The sequence below is a fragment of the Streptomyces sp. NPDC107562 genome (assembly GCF_055657325.1).
The window spans coordinates 45257-63565 of record NZ_JBVKBE010000017.1 but is presented as its reverse complement, the minus strand read 5'-3'; the positions used below and the strand labels follow the sequence as shown (position 1 = coordinate 63565).

General features: G+C 68.8%; 10 protein-coding genes and 1 pseudogene. 5 read left to right on the top strand and 6 right to left on the bottom strand.

Annotated features, from left to right (window positions below; genetic code table 11):
- Positions 1 to 275 precede the first annotated feature (275 nt).
- A complete protein-coding gene (locus ACZ7LV_RS33555; protein ID WP_471945013.1) occupies positions 276 to 2099 on the bottom strand; it encodes a phosphoenolpyruvate carboxykinase (GTP) in 1824 nt (607 codons plus the stop codon).
- A 325-nt stretch (positions 2100 to 2424) separates the two neighbouring features.
- Here ACZ7LV_RS33555 and trhA point away from each other — a divergent pair, with 325 nt between their 5' ends.
- From trhA to ACZ7LV_RS33540, 3 genes and pseudogenes are all read left to right on the top strand, one after another.
- Entirely contained in the window at positions 2425 to 3138 is a 714-nt protein-coding gene (gene trhA, locus ACZ7LV_RS33550) for a PAQR family membrane homeostasis protein TrhA (protein ID WP_471945011.1), read from the top strand.
- 55 nt (positions 3139 to 3193) lie between these two features.
- Positions 3194 to 3772, top strand: a pseudogene (locus ACZ7LV_RS33545) (TetR/AcrR family transcriptional regulator); the annotation flags it as partial.
- Between the two features lie 99 nt (positions 3773 to 3871).
- Positions 3872 to 4603, top strand: a complete 732-nt coding sequence (locus ACZ7LV_RS33540) for a Mut7-C RNAse domain-containing protein (protein WP_471945199.1) — start codon at positions 3872 to 3874, stop codon at positions 4601 to 4603.
- Here ACZ7LV_RS33540 and ACZ7LV_RS33535 read toward each other — a convergent pair.
- The 5 genes from ACZ7LV_RS33535 to ACZ7LV_RS33515 all read right to left on the bottom strand — a co-directional run bounded on the left by ACZ7LV_RS33535 (position 4600) and on the right by ACZ7LV_RS33515 (position 13334).
- Positions 4600 to 7002: a galactose oxidase-like domain-containing protein gene (locus ACZ7LV_RS33535; protein WP_471945009.1), complete on the bottom strand. Its 2403-nt coding sequence runs from the start codon at positions 7000 to 7002 to the stop codon at positions 4600 to 4602. The two genes, ACZ7LV_RS33540 and ACZ7LV_RS33535, sit on opposite strands and share 4 nt — an antisense overlap.
- On the bottom strand, positions 6999 to 8201 hold the full coding sequence (locus ACZ7LV_RS33530; RefSeq protein ID WP_471945007.1) for a glycosyltransferase: 1203 nt from the start codon (positions 8199 to 8201) through the stop codon (positions 6999 to 7001). Before ACZ7LV_RS33530 ends, ACZ7LV_RS33535 begins: the two co-directional genes overlap by 4 nt.
- Entirely contained in the window at positions 8198 to 9847 is a 1650-nt protein-coding gene (locus ACZ7LV_RS33525; protein WP_471945005.1) for an ArnT family glycosyltransferase, read from the bottom strand. Before ACZ7LV_RS33525 ends, ACZ7LV_RS33530 begins: the two co-directional genes overlap by 4 nt.
- Positions 9844 to 11106 (bottom strand): glycosyltransferase, encoded by a 1263-nt coding sequence (locus ACZ7LV_RS33520; RefSeq protein WP_401672602.1) that lies wholly within the window; start codon positions 11104 to 11106, stop codon positions 9844 to 9846. Before ACZ7LV_RS33520 ends, ACZ7LV_RS33525 begins: the two co-directional genes overlap by 4 nt.
- 194 nt (positions 11107 to 11300) lie before the next feature.
- Positions 11301 to 13334, bottom strand: a complete 2034-nt coding sequence (locus tag ACZ7LV_RS33515; protein WP_471945003.1) for a thioredoxin domain-containing protein — start codon at positions 13332 to 13334, stop codon at positions 11301 to 11303.
- 148 nt (positions 13335 to 13482) lie between these two features.
- On the opposite strand from ACZ7LV_RS33515, the gene ACZ7LV_RS33510 reads away from it, so the two are divergent.
- Together ACZ7LV_RS33510 and ACZ7LV_RS33505 are read left to right on the top strand one after the other, a co-directional pair.
- Positions 13483 to 13854, top strand: coding sequence for an effector-associated constant component EACC1 (locus ACZ7LV_RS33510; RefSeq protein ID WP_471945001.1), 372 nt, complete (start codon positions 13483 to 13485; stop codon positions 13852 to 13854).
- A complete protein-coding gene (locus ACZ7LV_RS33505) occupies positions 13851 to 18245 on the top strand; it encodes a caspase, EACC1-associated type (protein ID WP_471944999.1) in 4395 nt (1464 codons plus the stop codon). Before ACZ7LV_RS33510 ends, ACZ7LV_RS33505 begins: the two co-directional genes overlap by 4 nt.
- Positions 18246 to 18309 lie beyond the last annotated feature (64 nt).

Below are 18309 nucleotides of genomic sequence, written 5' to 3'. Positions count from 1 at the left end.
GCAGGGCGCCTACCAGGGGCGCGAGGAACTGCGCGACCAGCCACACCCCACCCGCACCCGCCACGCGAGCCCTTCACCCGCGACAGCACGGCGCCTACCAGGGGCGCGAGGAACTGCGCGACCAGCCACGACGCACCCGCGGCCGCCGACGCACCGCCCCCCCGAGCGACAGGGCGCCCCACCCCACCCACGGAGTGAACCGCGGCCGGCCGTGACGATGTTGCTGGTCAGGGCACTGTCGGCTGGACCGGCCGCGGGGTCTTCCAGGCGGGTCGTCAGCCCAGACGCCGCACCAGGGCGTGGTACTCGTCCCACAGCTCCTTCGGCGTGTGCTCGCCGAAGGTGTTGAGGTGGTCGGGCACGAGCCCGGCCTCCTCGCGCCACACTTCCTTGTCCACGCTGAGCAGGAACTCCAGGTCTTCCTCGGCCATGTCCAGGCCGTCGGTGTCCAGGGCGTCCCGCGTCGGCAGCACGCCGATCGGCGTCTCGACGCCCTCGGCCCTGCCCTCCAGACGCTCCACGACCCACTTCAGGACGCGGCTGTTCTCACCGAAGCCGGGCCAGACGAACGCGCCCTCGTCGTTCTTGCGGAACCAGTTGACGTAGTAGATCTTCGGGAGCTTCGCCTGGTCCTTGCCCTTGGCGACGTCCACCCAGTGGCCCATGTAGTCGCCCATGTTGTAGCCGCAGAACGGCAGCATCGCGAACGGGTCGCGGCGCAGCTCGCCGACCTTGCCCTCGGCGGCGGCGGTCTTCTCGCTGGCCACGTTGGCGCCCAGGAAGACGCCGTGGTTCCAGTCGAAGGACTCCGTGACCAGCGGCACGGCGGTGGCGCGGCGCCCGCCGAACAGGATCGCGGAGATCGGCACGCCCTTGGGGTCCTCCCACTCGGGCGCGATGATCGGGCACTGCGCGGCCGGGACGGTGAAGCGGGCGTTGGGGTGCGCCGCCGGGGTCCCCGACTCCGGCGTCCAGTCGTTGCCCTTCCAGTCGGTGAGGTGGGCGGGCGTCTCCTCCGTCATGCCCTCCCACCAGATGTCGTTGTCGTCGGTGAGGGCGACGTTGGTGAAGACGGAGTTGCCCCACAGCGTCTTCATCGCGTTGGCGTTGGTGTGCTCACCGGTGCCGGGCGCGACGCCGAAGAACCCTGCCTCGGGGTTGATCGCGTAGAGGCGGCCGTCCTCGCCGAAGCGCATCCAGGCGATGTCGTCGCCGATCGTCTCGACCGTCCACCCGGAGATCGTCGGCTCCAGCATGGCGAGGTTGGTCTTGCCGCAGGCGGACGGGAAGGCGGCGGCGACGTACTTGGGCTCGCCCTGCGGCGGGGTGAGCTTGAGGACCAGCATGTGCTCGGCCAGCCAGCCCTCGTCGCGTGCCATCACGGAGGCGATGCGCAGGGCGTAGCACTTCTTGCCGAGCAGCGCGTTGCCGCCGTAGCCGGAGCCGTAGGACCAGATCTCGCGGGTCTCCGGGAAGTGGGAGATGTACTTGGTGCTGTTGCACGGCCAGGGCACGTCCTGCTCGCCCGCCTCCAGCGGCGCTCCGAGCGTGTGCACGGCACGCACGAAGAAGCCGTCGGAGCCGAGCTCGTCCAGGACGGGCTGTCCCATGCGGGTCATGGTGCGCATCGAGACGGCCACGTAGGCGGAGTCGGTGATCTCGACGCCGATCGCGGACAGGTCGGAGCCCAGCGGGCCCATGCAGAACGGGACGACGTACATCGTCCGGCCGCGCATCGAGCCGCGGAAGACGCCCTTGTCACCGGCGAAGATCTCCCGCATCTCGGCGGGGTCCTTCCAGTGGTTGGTCGGGCCGGCGTCCTGCTCCTTCTCGGAGCAGATGAAGGTCCGGTCCTCGACGCGGGCGACGTCCGTCGGGTCGGAGGCCGCGTAGTAGGAGTGGGGGCGCTTGATCGGGTCGAGTTGCCGGAAGGTGCCCTTCTCGACGAGCTCCCCGCACAGGCGCTCGTACTCGGCCTCGGATCCGTCACACCAGACCACGCTGTCCGGCTGCGTCAGTTCGGCGATCTCGTTCACCCAGGAGATCAGTTCCTGGTGGTTGGTCGGGATGACGGGGGGAGCCGCGATGTCGCGCGCCACGATCGCTCCTAAATGAGGGATTTTTTCTCTGTCTGCCCCGTGGGGGCCGCGACCCGGATGCTTCGCTTACTCCCTTTGGCGCTCATCCGGTGCCGACCGCACTCATTTGATCATCCGAGGTGACTGCGCATTTGTCCAGAGGGCCGCCCACCTGAGCGGCGTGAGGAACGCCACCACCTCCATGTTCCTCCGAGTTTCTTTACGTGCACGTTGAGTTCGGATGACCGACTCTTGAGGGGTGCGGAATCCAACTGCCGTGAGATGATGGCCACTCCCCTGGGTTGCCGGATTCGTAACCTACGGTTCCGTAGGTACGATGCGGGTCATGACTGCGTCCGCCTCCGACACGCCCTCGGACAAGCCTGTCGCCGACCGGATCTCCGACGCGCTCTCACTGCCAGACCCGATCAAGCCCAAGCTCCGCGGCTGGTTGCACCTCGGCATGTTCCCGGCGGTGCTGGTCGCGGGCCTCGTACTGACCGCCCTCGCGGACTCACCGCGCGGACGCGTCGCGTGCGGGATCTACGCCCTGACGGCCTGCCTGCTGTTCGGCGTGAGCGCGCTCTACCACCGGGGCACCTGGAGCCCGCGGATGGACGGCGTGCTGCGCCGCCTGGACCACTCCAACATCTTCCTGATCATCGCCGGCACCTACACGCCGCTGACCCTGCTGCTCCTGCCGAGCAGCAAGGGCCGCTGGCTGCTGTGGGGCATCTGGGCCGCGGCGCTGGCGGGCATCGTCTTCCGCGTCTTCTGGGTCGGCGCCCCGCGCTGGCTCTACACGCCCTGCTACATCGCGATGGGCTGGGCCGCGGTCTTCTTCCTGCCCGACTTCATGCGCACCGGCGGTATAGCCGTCCTGGTCCTGGTCGTGGTCGGCGGCCTGCTCTACAGCGCGGGCGGGGTCGTCTACGGCATCAAGCGGCCGAACCCCTCACCCCGCTGGTTCGGCTTCCACGAGGTGTTCCACTCGTTCACGCTGGCGGCGTTCGTCGTGCACTACGTGGGGATCTCACTGGTGGCCTACCAGCACTCGTAGCGGACCGGCGGGCACCGTTTGACAGCGGGTGTCAACTGAGAGTTACTGTCACTTCATGTCCGCAGCCCGCCCCTCCCCCGCCGACCGCACCCGCCCGGGCCTGCGCGAACGCAAGAAGCTCCAGACCCGCGACGCGATCCGGCGGGCCGCCCACGCCCTCGTCGAGGAGCAGGGGTACGACGCCACCACCGTCGAGCAGATCGCCGACCGCGCCGAGGTCTCGCCGTCGACCGTCTTCCGCTACTTCCCGGCCAAGGAGGACCTCGTCCTGTGCGAGGACCTCGGGCCGGCGCTGGTGACCCGCTTCCGTGCCCGGCCCGTGGACGAGCCCTGGCCGCGGGCCCTGCGGCACGTCCTGCGCGAGGCGATCGGTGACGCCCTGCGCGAGGGGCCCGAGGTCACCCGAATGCGCTGCCGGCTGATGGCGGAGATCCCCGCGGTGCGCTCCCGCGGCACCCAGCACGCGACCGCCGCCGGCCGCCTGCTCGCCGAGGCCCTCGGCGAGCGCACCGGGCGCGCCCCGGAGAGCCTGGAGGTGCGGGTCCTGGCCATGTCCCTCGTCGGCGGGCTGACGGAGGTCTGCCAGTACTGGGCGCGGACCGGCTTCCGCGACGACCCGGCCGACCTGGTCGATCGCGCCCTGACCGTCTACGACCGCGACCTCGGCCGCGCCCCGCACCGCGGCCCGGAAAACCCCAGAGGCCCGCGCCGTCGCCCGTGCGATGCTGATCAGGTGAGCCGACCCGAGATCCACGTCGAATTCGCCGCCGAACTGCGCCTGTTCGTGCCGAACGGCCGGCGCCGCGGCGCCACCCCGGTCAGCACGGACGGGGTCTCGACGCTCGGCCATGTCGTCGAGTCGCTCGGTGTCCCGCTCACCGAGGTGGGCGCGCTCGTCGTGGACGGCAGCCCGGTGCCGCCGGCCCATGTGCCCAGCGACGGCGAGACGGTCACCGTCCGCGCGGTCCGCCGCCCGCAGCAGGTCACCGGCGCCCCGCTGCGGTTCCTCCTCGACGTCCACCTCGGCACCCTCGCCCGCCGGCTGCGCCTGCTCGGCGTCGACACGGCCTACGAGTCCACGGACATCGGCGACCCGGCGCTCGCCGCCCGCTCGGCCGCCGAGCGCCGGGTCATGCTCAGCCGCGACCGCGGCCTGCTGCGCCGCCGCGAGCTGTGGGCCGGCGCCTACGTGTACAGCACCAGCCCCGAGGACCAACTCCGCGACGTCCTCGACCGGTTCGCCCCCGAGCTGCGCCCCTGGACGCGGTGCACCGCCTGCAACGGCCTGCTGCGCGAGGCCACCAAGGAGGAGGTTGCCGAGCAGCTCAAGGGCGGCACGCAGCGGTCGTACGACGTCTTCGCGCAGTGCCGCGCGTGCGGGCGGGCGTACTGGAAGGGCGCGCACCACGAGCAGCTGGTGGCCATCGTGGAGCGCGCCCTCACCGAGCTCCCCGGCCGGGGCTAGGCCCGGCGTACATCACCCTTTCCGCAGGCCACGCCGTCCCGGTTCGGGTCGAGGCGCAGCGGGTCGTCCTTGCCGTTGACCTTCAGCCGGCCGTAGTCGTGGCTCTTCAGCCAGGTGCAGCGGGCCGCCGTCGTCTTCTTCACGTCCTTCGGGAAGGCCGTCGGGACGCAGACGTTGGCCGAGCCGTAGTGGCGGTCGCAGCCGGCGATGGTGGTGGGGACCTTCTGCGAGTTCCGCTTCTTGCCGGGCCCCGCGACCTTGCCGGACAGGTCGTCGGCGAAGGAGTGGACGTGCGCGGAGGCGTCCGTCGCCCGCAGGGCCTGCGGGCCCGACAGGTGCACCCACTTGGCCACCGACGGCACGCCGTTCGCGTCGACCGCGAAGAGCATGTACCAGCCGGGCGGGGCCATGTTGGGGTTGCTCGTGACGTTGAGGTCGATGTTGTTGCCGTCGACGCTCAGCGGCAGGTCCACGAACCGCTGGTTCGGGTCGGAGGAGTGCGTCACCGCCGCCGGGCGGATCAGCTCCGCCTTGGCGATGGGCCGGTCGACCGTGATGCGCTGGGTGTCGCCGTAGTTCCACTGGGTGTCGATCACCGAGGTGATCGCCGGACGCTCGCCCTTGAGCAGGTACGGCGGGGTGTAGATCGACACGTTGTGGTTCCAGGTGCCGTTGCCCGGGTTGTCACCGGTGGTCATGACCCGGCCGTCGGGCAGCAGGAACGCCGAGGAGTGGTATCCGCGGGCCTCGGGGTCGGCGGCCACCGGGTCGAAGGTGTTCGTCTGCGGGTCGTAGAGCGACGACTCGAAGACCGGGTTGGCGCGGTTGTGCAGCGCGCCGCCGGTCTCCAGGACCTTGCCGTCCGGCAGCAGCACGGCGGAGACGTACATCTTGCCCTGGGCGCCGGTCTGCGGGACGGGCCCGTTGCCGAGGTCGACGGTGCCCTGCGGGATGGGCGGGCCGGCGACGTACGACGGGTTGGGCTGCTTCAGGTCGATGACGTCGGTCAGGCGGTTCGCCACCGGGTTGGACTCGATGTTGCCGCCGCCCAGGGTGAGCACCTTCTGGTCCTGCGCCGGGGGCAGCAGCACGCTCGCCGACTGGTCCCGCTCGTCCTTGTTCTGCAGGCCGGGCACCTGGGTGACGGTGTTGGCGCCGTAGTCGTAGATCGCGGAGCCGGTGCCGGGGATGTTGTTGCCGAAGACATGGCTGCCCGAGTAGAACAGGCGGCCGTCCTGCATCAGGATCATCGACGGGTACAGGCCCCAGTACGACCAGGTCTGGTTGACCTTCCACAGCGGCTGCCACTGCTGCTCGTCCTCGGACCACAGCTCCGCGGTCACCGAACCGGTGGAGTCCTCCTTCAGCCCGCCGAAGGAGATGACGTCACCGTTGCCGAGGATCGTCGCCGACGGGTACCAGTGCCCGTCGTTCATGTCGTTCGTCTTGATGTACGACTCGGTCGCGGGGTCGAAGATGTACGAGTCCTTGTACCCCTGGTAGCCGATCGTGCCGTCCGCCGACGGATAGCCCTTGTTGCCGCTCATGATCAGCACCCGGCCGTCGGACAGCTGCACATGGCCGGCGCAGAACATGTCGTCCGGCGTGGGGATGACCTCGTAGTCGCCGGTCTGCGGGTCGTACACCGCGGAGGTGAACGTGCCGGCCTCGAACATGTCCGTGTTGTTGCCGGAGCCCGCGATCAGCAGCACCTTGCCGTTGTGCAGCACCACGGAGTGCATCGAGCGCACCGGGTTCTGCACGGGCAGCACGTCCCACCGGCCGTTGGCGCACTCCTGCGGCGTGCCCGTGCAGTCCGGCTCCGGGACCGGTTCGGCGACCTGGTCCATCGTGTAGTCGTCGGTGGTCACGGAGCCGGTGCCGTAGACGGAGACCCCCCAGGAGATCCGGTCGGTGCCCGCCGGGACCTCCGGCGTGCGCACCGTGGCCTCCGTCCAGGAGCCCGCCATCTGCAGGGTCTTCAGGTCGGTCCAGTACTGCCAGCCGGCGGTCGCGTCGTGCCGGAACAGCGTGATGTTGGCGTCCGGCGTCGTCGACTTGTACCAGAGGCCCAGGTCGTACTGCTTGCCCGGCGTGACGACCGGCGCGCAGGTGGCGGACTCGGTGATCAGCGCCTTGCGGTCGCCCTCCAGGCGTCGCGTCAGCGTGACCTTCATGGCCTTGGTGCCCGTGTGGGCGTCGGCCACCGTCTCGAAGGTGAAGTCGTTGTCGCCCCAGCCGGACTTCGACCAGCAGTACGGCATGTCGCCGGTGCCCGCCGTCTCGAAGCCGGGGTTCTTGATGAGGTTGGCGGCGGACGCGGGCTGGGGTGCGGTCAGGAGAAGCCCGCCGGTGAGTCCGGCGACGGCCAGCAGTGCGGTTCTGCGTCGTGATCTCATGTGGTGCTCCTTGCTGTGCGGCTCCGTTTTCCGTGGCGGCCTGGACGGCGCGGGAGGTACACCAGCGCTTCGGTCCCCACGAAGCGCAGGACGAAGGTGATGACGAGCGCCAGCGCGGTGGCCGGGAGCGCGCCGATCCCGAACGTGGAGACCAGCAGCGCGATCAGCGGGATGCGCACCAGCAGGTCGGCGTTGGCGAGCAGCGCGAACCGCGCGGTGCGGTCGGCCCAGTGCCGGAACTGCCGCCGTTCACGGAACAGCAGCTTCTCGATGAGCAGGAAGTTCCAGGCCACACCGAGCTGGTTGGCGAGGATCTCGGCCGGCAGGTAGTGCATCCCGGCCGCGGTCAGCGCCCAGAGCCCGGCGAGGTTCGGCACGAAACCGGTCAGCCCGATCAGCCCGAAGACGATCATCCGGGCCAGCGGGGAGGCGGTGCGCAGCCCGACGAGGTGCCGCAGGAAGCGCATCCCCTCCTGCGCGGTCGACTTGGACTCGCCGGCGAAGCGGTCCTGGAAGACGAACGGGACCTCGGTGACCTCGCGGGGGCGGCTGCGCACCGCGAGTTCGAGGAGGATCTTGTAGCCGAGCGGCTGGAGGACCTCGGCGGTGACCGCGCTGCGGCGGATGGCGAAGAAGCCGCTCATCGGGTCGCTGATGCCGTGCAGCCTGCGCGGGAAGAGCGACTTGGTCAGCCAGGTCGCCACCCGGGACACGGCCACGCGGTAGCTGCCGGCGAGTCCGGCGCGGCTGCCGCCCTTGATGTAGCGGGAGGCGACGACCAGTCCGGCGTTCGCCCGCTCCCCCGTCCCCACCAGCTCCGGCACCAGGGAGGGCGGATGCTGGCAGTCGCCGTCCATGACGACGATCCAGTCGGACCCGGCCGCCTTGATGCCCTCGACCACCGCGCCGCCGAGCCCGCCCACGGGCTCCTCGCGGTGCAGCACGGTCACCGGAAAGGGACAGTCCTGGGCGGCCTTCTGGATCACCTCCGGGGTGTCGTCCGTGGAGTCGTCGACGAAGACGACCTCGCAGGGCAGCCGGGACGGCACCGACTCGGTGATCTGATGCAGCAGTTCACGGATGTTGGCGGACTCGTTGAAGGTCGGTACGACGATGGTCACGGCGCCCGGCTCGGGCACCTCGGCGGCGTACGCCGCCGGATCCCCCAGCTCGCCGGGGACCACGGACTCCTGGCTCATCGGACGCCTCCCGTCCCGGCGCTCTGGATCCGCCGGATCTCGATCCGGTCCTCACCGGCGCCGAACACGGCGACCGGCGTCGAGTGCTCCATCGCGGCCTTGACGTTCGGCAGGTCGACCGCGTCACGTCGTACCGTCGGCGAGGCGACCACGTAGTCGAGGTCGCGCCAGCCGTTCGGCATGGTCTTGGTGACGGCCGGGTCGAGGTCGGCCTTGTAGAACCAGATGACGCCGAGCCCGGGCCGGTACCCCTGGTGCACGAGGTCCAGCCAGAGGGCGTCGTCGACCAGGACGCGGGTGTCCCGGGGGTCGTCGACCTCGGTGGACAGCCACTTCGAGGCCGCCTGGTACGGGGCGTTCGCGTCGGCGGTCATCGCGGTGCGATCGCCTTCGTACCAGCGCGGCACGACGTACGCGCCCGCGGCGAGCGCGAGGACGACGGCGAGCCCGTACCGGCCTCCCGTCAGGTACTTCGCCTCGCCCACCCGGCGCCTTCGCCGCAGCACGGCGTGGGCGACGGAGGCCGTCGCCCCGGCGAGCACCAGGGCGAGGAACGGCAGCGCCTGGATGATGTACATCGCGGGCAGGTAGCCCGGCCGCAGTGCCATCCCGGCGAGGATCGCCACCGCCAGCGCGGGGCCGGCGAGCGCCCGCGCGGTCACCGACCAGCGCCAGGTGACCAGGAGCAGCAGCGCGCCGGCCAGCCCGCCGAGGGGCAGTACCCGGTCGTAGTACAGCCAGGACTGGAGCACCCCGTAGGAGCCGGTACCGGCTTCGAGGATGAATCCGGAGCCGGGGCGGCTCATCTGGTAGACGATGCCGTCCCACAGCGAGACATGCCCGCTGCCCGGCAGCAACTCGCCCTTCAGCAGCGCGAACAGAGGGTACGAGACGCCCAGCAGCACACACGCGGTGATCGCGCCGGTGATGGCGAACTTGCGGGTGTCGCGATGACTGTGCCGCCACATGGTGAGCAGCACGGCCGGCAGCACCAGCAGCATCGTCTCCTTGGTGAGGACCGCGGCCGCGGCCGCCATGCCCGCCCCGAAGTGGTGCCACAGGTGACGGCTCGGGGAGGCGGCGAGGGTGAACGCGAGCAGCGTCCACATCACCGCGATGTTGTCCAGGAAGATCTCCCGCTGCAGGACCACCGACAGCGGGGAGAGCCCGAACAGGGCCATCGCGAGCCCGGCCGCCCAGCGGGGCAGCGACAGGCGGCGCGCCAGGACGTACACGAGGACCGCGCTGATCGCGCTGATCACCAGCATCATGACGCGCATCGAGCCGACGGTCATCGACTCCGGCGCGAAGTACGCGGGAATCCAGGTCAGTACGGCGATCTGGATCCAGCCGAACGGCGGGTGGTCGTACCAGTAGGTGTAGTGGGCCAGGCCCCGGCCCTCCTGCACGGCCCAGGCCTGCGCGAGGTAGGTGCCCTCGTCGTCGCTGAGGGTCGGGTAGTCGGCGATGTTCCAGCCCTGCACGACGAGGATCGCCACGAGCAGCAGCCCGCACAGGAGCAGGTCGGGCCGGGAGGAACGTAGCCTCTTGGGTGGATCTGCCCGGTGTGTCGGACCGGTTCTGGGCACAGCTGTCCGCTGCGCGGGGACCTTGACTCCGGTCGCCGCGGGAAGTGTGGAGGTCACGCAGGAACGTCCTCTCGGTTCACGTGCGCGAGATGTGCGCCGACGTGGCTGGTCAACTCCCAGTCGTTACGGCCGCGTTGCTCACGCCACACTGCGCGGACAGCGGCTCCGGCGAGCAGCACCTGGTAGAAGGGCCCGCCGATGATGAGCTTGAGGTAGTGCACGAGACGTACCCGGAGCCCGTACTGCTTGCCGAAGTCGTGCAGCCCGACGAGCTCGAAGACGAAGGTCACGAGCGCGGTGACGGCCGGCAGGAAGGTGATGAAGGCGACGCCGACCGGCACGTCGAGGAAGAGGGCGATGGCCACGTTCAGCGGGATGATCACGCCGGAGATCGCCTGGAGGTACGGCGTCATCAGGGTGTAGCGGGCGAGCAGCCGCTGACGGAAGCCCGGCAGCTGCTTCCAGTCCTTCTTCCGGTAGACCTGGAGGAAGCCCTGGTTCCAGCGGGTGCGCTGCTTGAGCAGGGACATCAGACTGCCCGGGGTCTCCTCGCGGGTGACCATGTCGGAGTCGTAGGCGACGACCACCTTCTTGCCGACGCTGGACAGCCGCACCCCCAGGTCGCAGTCCTCCGCCAGGCAGTTGGGGTCCCAGCCGTCGGCCTCGCGCAGCACGTCCGTGCGGACGAAGACCGTGTTGCCGCCGAGCGGGATGAACCCCTTCTGGGCGTGCAGATGGAGCCGGGAGCGGAACCAGAAGAAGTACTCCAGGCAGTTGCGCAGGCTGTACCAGCTGGAATGGAAATTGATCAGCTGCACGCCGCCCTGGACCACGTCCGCGCCGGTGGACCGGAACGCGTGGTCGACATGGGCGAGCAGTTCGGGGTGCACCTGGTCCTCGGCGTCGAAGACCCCGACGACGTCGCCGCGGCAGTGCGGCAGCGCCGTGTTCATGGCCTTCGGCTTGTTCTTCTTCTCGTGGGTGTCGACGACGACCCGCACGCGCGGGTCACGGGCCTCCGCCCGCCGGGCCACCTCGGTGGTCTCCGGGTCGTCGTGCCCGACGATGACGATGATCTCGAAGTCGGTGTGCGTGGACTCCAGCAGGCGCTGGATGGTGTGGTCCAGTACGGCCTGCTCGTGCCGGGCCGGAAGCAGCAACGAGAACGACACGTGCTCGGCGCCGTCCGGCCGGCTGAAACGTGTGGAGGCGAGCACCTCGGGCGTACGCCACGCGTGCATCTGCCACCACAGGGTGAAGGCCGCCATCCAGAACAGGGCAAGCGAAACGGCGGCAATGAAGACAGACGTCAGCAAAAGATCCCCCCAGATCTTCAAAATCCCCCCAGGCGCGGCGGAGCAGTTCGTCCGCCGCGGCACTGTGGAGAGAGTAGGGGGGAACTGTGAAGCGCGGTAGCTGTTCCGATAAATAGCTTGTTTCGGAACGGTCCGGCGCCTAGGGGGACGTGTCCGAACACGTGCCCAATTGCGCAGCCTTGACCGGCCTCTGATCAGGCTTTCAGCGCCGCACCCAGCCGCTCCGGATCCGTCGTCGGCGCGTCACACGTGAAATTACGACACACGTACGCAGTCGGTTCACCGCCCACCAGCGGACGGTCGGCGAGCAGCGGGAACTCCTCGCTCCCCGGCACGCCGTACGCGACCACCGCACCCGGCGCCGTACCCAGAAGTGCCGTGCGGTGCAAGGACTTTGTCGCCTCGTCATCGAGCGCGGGACCCACGACGGCGACCTCGCGCGGCCCGTCCAGCCATGCCTCCGCGACCGCAAGACCCCAGCCGATGAACCTCGGCACCCGCGGCCCCAGCGCCTTCACCACGCCCAACGCCCGTTCCGCGGCGAGGCGATGCGGCTCGGCGCCGGTCTGCGCGGCATAGCTCAGCAGCGCGCCCGCCGCCGCGGTCCAGCCCGACGGGGTCGCGTTGTCGGTCGGATCCTGCGGACGGCGGATCAGCTTCTCGGCGTCGGCCGCGGTGTCGAACAGGCCACCCGTCTTCTCGTCCGCGAAACGCGCGAGCACGTGATCCAGCAGCAAGCCGGCGAATTCCAGCCACACGCCCTCACCGGTGACGGCCGCCAGCGCGAGGAAGCCCTCGGCCACGTCGGCGTAGTCCTCCAGCACGCCCGCGTTGCCGCCGACCCGGCCGTCCTTGCTGGTCCGGGCCAGCCTGGCCTGGTCGTCGAGATGGACACGGACGAGCAGATCGGCGGCGGCCACAGCGGCCTCCACCAGGTCGGGACGGTCGAAGTAGGCACCGGTCTCGGCCAGCGCCGCGATCGCCAGACCGTTCCAGGCGGCGACGACCTTGTCGTCCCGCCCCGGCGCCGGACGCCCGGCACGCGCCGCCCGCAGCCGCTCCTTGACCGACTCGACCCGCTCCGCGTCGAACACCCCGTCGGACTGCGGAAGCTGCAGAACCGAGGCGCCCTCCTCGAACGTGCCCTCCTCGGTCACCCCGAAGTGCCGGACCGCGAGTTCGGCGTCGTCGTCCCCGAGGACCTCACGCAACTGCGCGGGCGTCCAGACGTAGTACGCCCCCTCGACGTGCCGCCCCGTCCCGTCGTCGCTGTCCGCGTCCAGCGCGGAGGCGAAACCGCCCTGCTCCGTGCGGAGTTCGGCCACCAAGAAGTCCGCGGTCTCCAACGCCACCCGCCGGGCCAGCCCGGAGCCGGTGGCACGCCACAGGTGGGCGTACACCCGGCACAGCAAAGCGTTGTCGTACAGCATCTTCTCGAAGTGCGGCACCACCCAGTCCCGGTCCACCGAATAGCGCGCGAACCCACCCGCGAGCTGGTCGTAGATCCCGCCCCGTGCCATCCGCTCACAGGTGTCCTGCGCCATCTGCAACGCGCCCTCGGCACCCGTGCGGGCGTGATGACGCAGCAGGAACTCCACGACCATGGACGGCGGGAACTTCGGCGCCCCGCCGAAGCCGCCGCGCTGCGCGTCGTACTCCCGGGTCAGCCCGAGCAGCGCCTGCGCCTGCTCCTCCTGCCCGGGCGCCTCGGAGCCGCCGAACCCGATCTCCCGCTCGGCGAGATCCCGCGCGATCTTCCCGGCCACGTCGGTGACCTCGTCACGCCGGTCCCGCCACGCGGAACCGACCCCCTCCAGCACCTGCCGGAAGGAAGGCATCCCGTGCCGGGGCGCCGGCGGGAAGTACGTCCCGAAGTAGAACGGCTCCCCCTCCGCCGTGAGGAACACGGTCATCGGCCACCCACCCTGCCCGGTGGCCGCCTGCACGGCCTCCATGTACACCGCGTCGACATCGGGCCGCTCCTCCCGATCGACCTTGATGTTGACGAAGTGCTCGTTGAGGTAGTCGGCGGTGGCCTGGTCCTCGAACGACTCATCAGCCATGACATGACACCAGTGGCAACTGCTGTACCCGACGCTGAGCAGGACCGGTTTGTCGCTCCTGCGCGCCTCCTCGAACGCCTCGTCCGACCAGGGCCACCAGTCGACCGGGTTGTCGGCGTGCTGCAGCAGGTACGGGGACGTCTCGTGCGCCAGTCGGTTCGGCATAGGTCCAGTCTTGCGCACGGGAGGCCGATAGTGCATGCAGCTGATCACCGAGCCTGCCCAGGTCGCGCGATACGACCCCCGCAGCCGCCGCCCTCGCTACGCTCACCGCCAGCACGCATGTACATCCATGAGTACAAGGTGGTGGGGGATGAAGATTCGCCTCTTGGGTGAGGGTGACGAGGAAGGGCTCGTTGATCTCCAGTCATGGCTGACCCGTGATCCAGGTACCGCCCGGCTGACGGTCGACGCCGTCCCCGGAACCGGCGCGACGATGGGCGTGCTGGACTCACTGGATGTCGTCTTAGGCAACGCAGTGGAGATCGCAAACTTCGCCCTGGCATACGTGACCTGGCGTTCCGTGCAACGGGACGAGCAGGAGGGATCCGGCTCCCGAATCTCGGACGGTCAGACTCTGGTCCATGGAGGCACCACGGTGGAGATCGGTCATCTGTCCGCAGAGGAACTGGCGGATCTCCTGCGCCGTCTCAACGACGCCAGAACTACGGGAGCCGACGAGTGACCTCGGACGGCAGGCGGTCACGTGCCGTCCTTTTCGGCGTCCACGAGTTCCGTGAGCTGACCTGCCTCGACGGCGTCCGGCACAACATCCCGGTCCTGCGCGAGTTGCTCACCAGCGAGGACGTGGGCGGACTGACCGAGGAGGACTGCACGGTCGTAGCGCACGACGGCACGCAGCAGCAACTGCTGGACGCCTTGCACAGCGCCGCGCGGGAGGCCACCGATCTACTCCTCGTGTACTACGCGGGTCATGGGCACTTCGGTGGCCGGGACCGTTCCTTCCTCCTCGCCACGCGGGAGTCGAGTGGGCAACGCCCCTATCACTCGGTGAAGTACGACGACATCCGCGAGCTGGTGTCCGGGTCGGCAGCGCATCGGAAGGTGGTCGTCATCGACTGCTGTTTCAGCGGCCGGGCACTTTCCATGGCAGAGGAACAGACACCGACGCAGTTGGACATGGAGATCACCGGGGCCTGCGTCCTCACGTCGGCGTCCGAGACGGAGCGCTCCCTGTGCCTGCCGGAGGGCAGCGTCTTCACCGTCGAACTGACCGGGCTGTTACGCGACGGCCTCAGCGGCGAACTCGCCGGCGGACGCCGCGGCGAGCATCTTGCCGACCTGACCATGACCGACGTCTACAACGCTTTGCACTCCAGATTGCAGGGCAAAGTCATCGAGGGCTTGAGAGTGCCGCAGCCCAGGATGAGCACCCGAGATCTCGGCCACCAGATCGTACTCGCACGCAATCGGGCTTACACCGGACCGCCGGGAGGCACCGCTGCGTGCGGCGCTACCCCGCCGGCGGAGGAGCCCGAGTGGGTGACGGCAGCCCGTGACCACCCCTTGTGGAACTACGTCACCGACGAGCGAGGGTCATCCCTCCTGCGTGACACGGCCACCGCACTTGCCGCCCAGGCCGCGGCAGCAGTACATCAAAGGGAGATGCCGACCGGTCCGTGGCGCTCCCAGTCCTTCACGGACCGGTTGGCCGAGTGGACCGACGGCCTGCTGCTCGACAGCAGTCTGCGCCCGGATGACCTGGGGCTCTCTGCGGCCGAGGTGTTCCTGCTCGTCACACACCCCTATCTGCACGCCGCGTTCTGGCAACACAACGAGAGGCAGTTCAGCGCGATCGGGCCGACGACCCTCACCGAGGCGCAGAGCACGTCCAAGGCAAGGCGGAGCTACGAGACCTTCCTGCAAGGCCGCCCCCGATTGGTACGTCGGGCCGTGCGGAGCGCGGATCCGGAGGCATCCGACGCCATCGGTTGGTGGCTTTTCCACCGCTGGCTCGCACGACAGGCAAGGCTCTATCACCCGACCGCTGTGGAGGCCCTTCTGGACCGTCTCGCGGTACCCCTGGGGAAGCCGTCGCCGAGGGAGAAGCGGCTAGTCGACGATGTGCTGGAGCCCTCCCTGGTGGCCCAGCTCTTGCGCGCTCCGCAGCTCCCTGGCCTGCCCGAAGATGCCGCCGCGAGGCCACGGAGCGTGGGAGCGGCGGAGACCGCTCAACGAGTCAGGGCGCACCAGCTCGCGGAGCTCCTGCGCATCGCCCACCTCTTCGCTGTCGATCCCATAGCCCTGCCCGACGTGCTGGTCGACCATATTGGGATCGGCTACGCCGTGGACCTTCCGGATGTGCACCGCACACTGGCCGGACTCAGGTGGGAGCCAAATGGACGGACCCGTACTCTGAAGGCCGTCTGCCACCACCTCGCCGTCGACCTCGGCCTGCGCCAGCACGCCGCCGCCCTCGACACCGTCCTGGCTCGCATCGACATCAGCAGCGGGGAAGAACAGCGGCCGGCCCTGCTGCGAAACCTGCCCGTACACGTCACCGCTGAACAGGTGACCGCTGCCGAAGACCACGGCCGTGCTGCGTACGAGTCGACCGAACTGCGCTTCCGACTGGCCGACGACCGAATTCAAGAGCTGTTGATGGGTGAGGAACTGTACGGCGACCCCGCCCTCGCCATCCGCGAGCTTTACCAGAACGCGCTCGACGCGTGCCGTTACCGAGAGGCACGAACCAATTACCTGCGCGCCACGGGCACCCAGATGACACCGTATCGCGGGAGTATCATATTCACCCAGGGAACCGATGAGAGAGGCCCATACCTGGAATGCCGTGACAACGGAATCGGCATGGGGGAGGTGGAACTCAGAGACGTCTTCTCTCATGCGGGAATGAGATTCTCAGATCTGTCAGAGTATCTGGAAGAGAAGGCGAAATGGCAGGACAAGAACATTTGCATGTACCCCAACAGCCAGTTCGGCGTGGGGGTGCTCAGCTATTTCATGCTGGCCGACGACGTCACCGTAACGACCTGTCGGCTCACGCCTGAGGGGCTGCCGGGTCAGCAATTACGAGTGGAGATCGCCGGACCGGGATCCTTGTTTCGCATCCAACGATTGGAACAATGCCCGGACGCCTACACCAGTGTCCGTCTCCACCTCCGCTCCCCGGACACCGTGTCCTGCGTCGACGTACTCCGCCGCTTCCTGTGGCTGACCGACTTCGACGTCAAGGCAAGCGACGAGCACGGGGAGACGCAGACCTGGCAGCCCAAAGTCCTTTCGGACGTGGCTCCCCTGGGCGCCAGCGATCCCCACGAGCCCAGGGCTCTTCGTGGAGAGGGGGCGGTCGTCGTACCGAGCTCCACGCCCGCCGTGTGGTGGTGCAGTATGCATGGAGCTGTATTGGCCGACGGCCTGTGGGCGGGAGTCCGCCTGTTCGGCGCCGTTGTCAACCTCACCGGGCCGAGCACCCCGCGGCTCACGGTCGACCGACGAAGGATCATCGATCCCGACAGGACCGAGATCGAGCGGCTGCTGCGTCTGGAGATACCGAGCCTGCTCGCCGCAAAGGACGCCGTGTTGACCCATCGCTGGCTGGAGAGCTTCCTGCATGAGAGCCCGGAGACGGCCGATCTGGTCTTCTCCGAGGCAGTGGCAGCAAATTTCCGGCCGTGGAGGATCGCTCGTCGAGACGCCAACATCACTCAGTCAGGATTCTTCATCGGGGACGAATCCCTGGCAGCCCACTACGTAACCGGCGGCTTCGACGGCCCGCCGCCGTCGAGCATGTTGCCAGCGGAGTCTTTCAGACTGCGTCCACTGATCCGGGCGGGCGTGTTCCCTGATTTCTCCACGAAAACATCGGAAGCGGCTACCAAACCCATGCCTTCCGACACCCTCTTGCTCCTCCCCGGCTGGTCTCCCGGACTCACCCTGCCGAATTGGGACGATTCGGCCTGGGCGAACGAAACTCTGGTCGGCATCAGTATTGTCCTGCGGGGTGCTCTGAGGTCTGGGCGCCCCACCGAAGACGTGATCGCCCGACTGAACGAACTCGGCTTCCGGACGCCTGCCGGTTCCGTCCCGGAGCCCAGGCCGGGAGACCTTTCTCTCCTCAGTCTGAACAACACGGGGCAAGCTCCCTGGCTCAACCACGATTCCGCCGTCAGTCCCGGCCACATCCTGCGAGTGGCGAATGGCGTCGAGCGGTCTTTCGTCGACATCGCTGATCGCCTACGTGAACTCGGCTACCGCGTCCCAGACCTCTCCGTGCCCGTCACATTCGACGACCTGCCCATCCTCAATCAGCAGTCCACAGGGCGGACCTGGCTCGACCCCGAAGCCGCCGTACACCCCGCTCATATCCTCCAGACCTCCCTCACAACGGGACGTTCCGTCCAGGACATCACCACCCGACTGAACCAACTCGGGCATCGCACTCCGCCCCCTCCCGAACCCCTCACATCCGACGACTTGCTGATCCTCAAGCAGGAGTTCGCCCCACAGCCGTGGCTCGACCCCGAAGCCGCCGTACACCCCGCTCACGTCTTAAGGACGTCCCATACGACCGGACGCTCGCTCCAGGACATCACCGCCCGCCTCGAACAACTCGGCTACCGAACCACCGCCACTCCCCACCTCGAACCCGACGACCTCCGCATCCTCAGTCGAGATCTGGATGAGCAGGCCCCCTGGCTCAGCTTGGACAGCACCGTGCACCCTGCTCACGTTCTGAGGGCATCCCATACCACTGGCCGCTCAGCCCAGGACGTCACCGCCCGCCTCGAACAACTCGGCTACCGAACCACCGCTACTCCCCACCTCGAACCCGACGACCTCCGCATCCTCAGCCACGACCTGGATCAACGGCCTCCCTGGCTCGAAGCTGAACGTCCCGTCAGCCCCGCCCATATTCTGCGCGCCGCGAGCCAGACCCAGCGCTCTCCCCGGGACATCGTCGGCCGTCTGCATCAACTCGGTTTCTCACTACCCGATTTCGTCGTTGTGCAGGGCACTCAGCCTGCTTCCGGGAAATCCCGCCAGGCAGCCCTCGCGGACGTCCACCACGTCTCCCCACCCGCATCCACCCGTTGATCGCCGCCCTCTCGCCATCCCGGGTCCGCGCAAGGACACTCGTAGGGGTAGCAGTTGGCGCCGG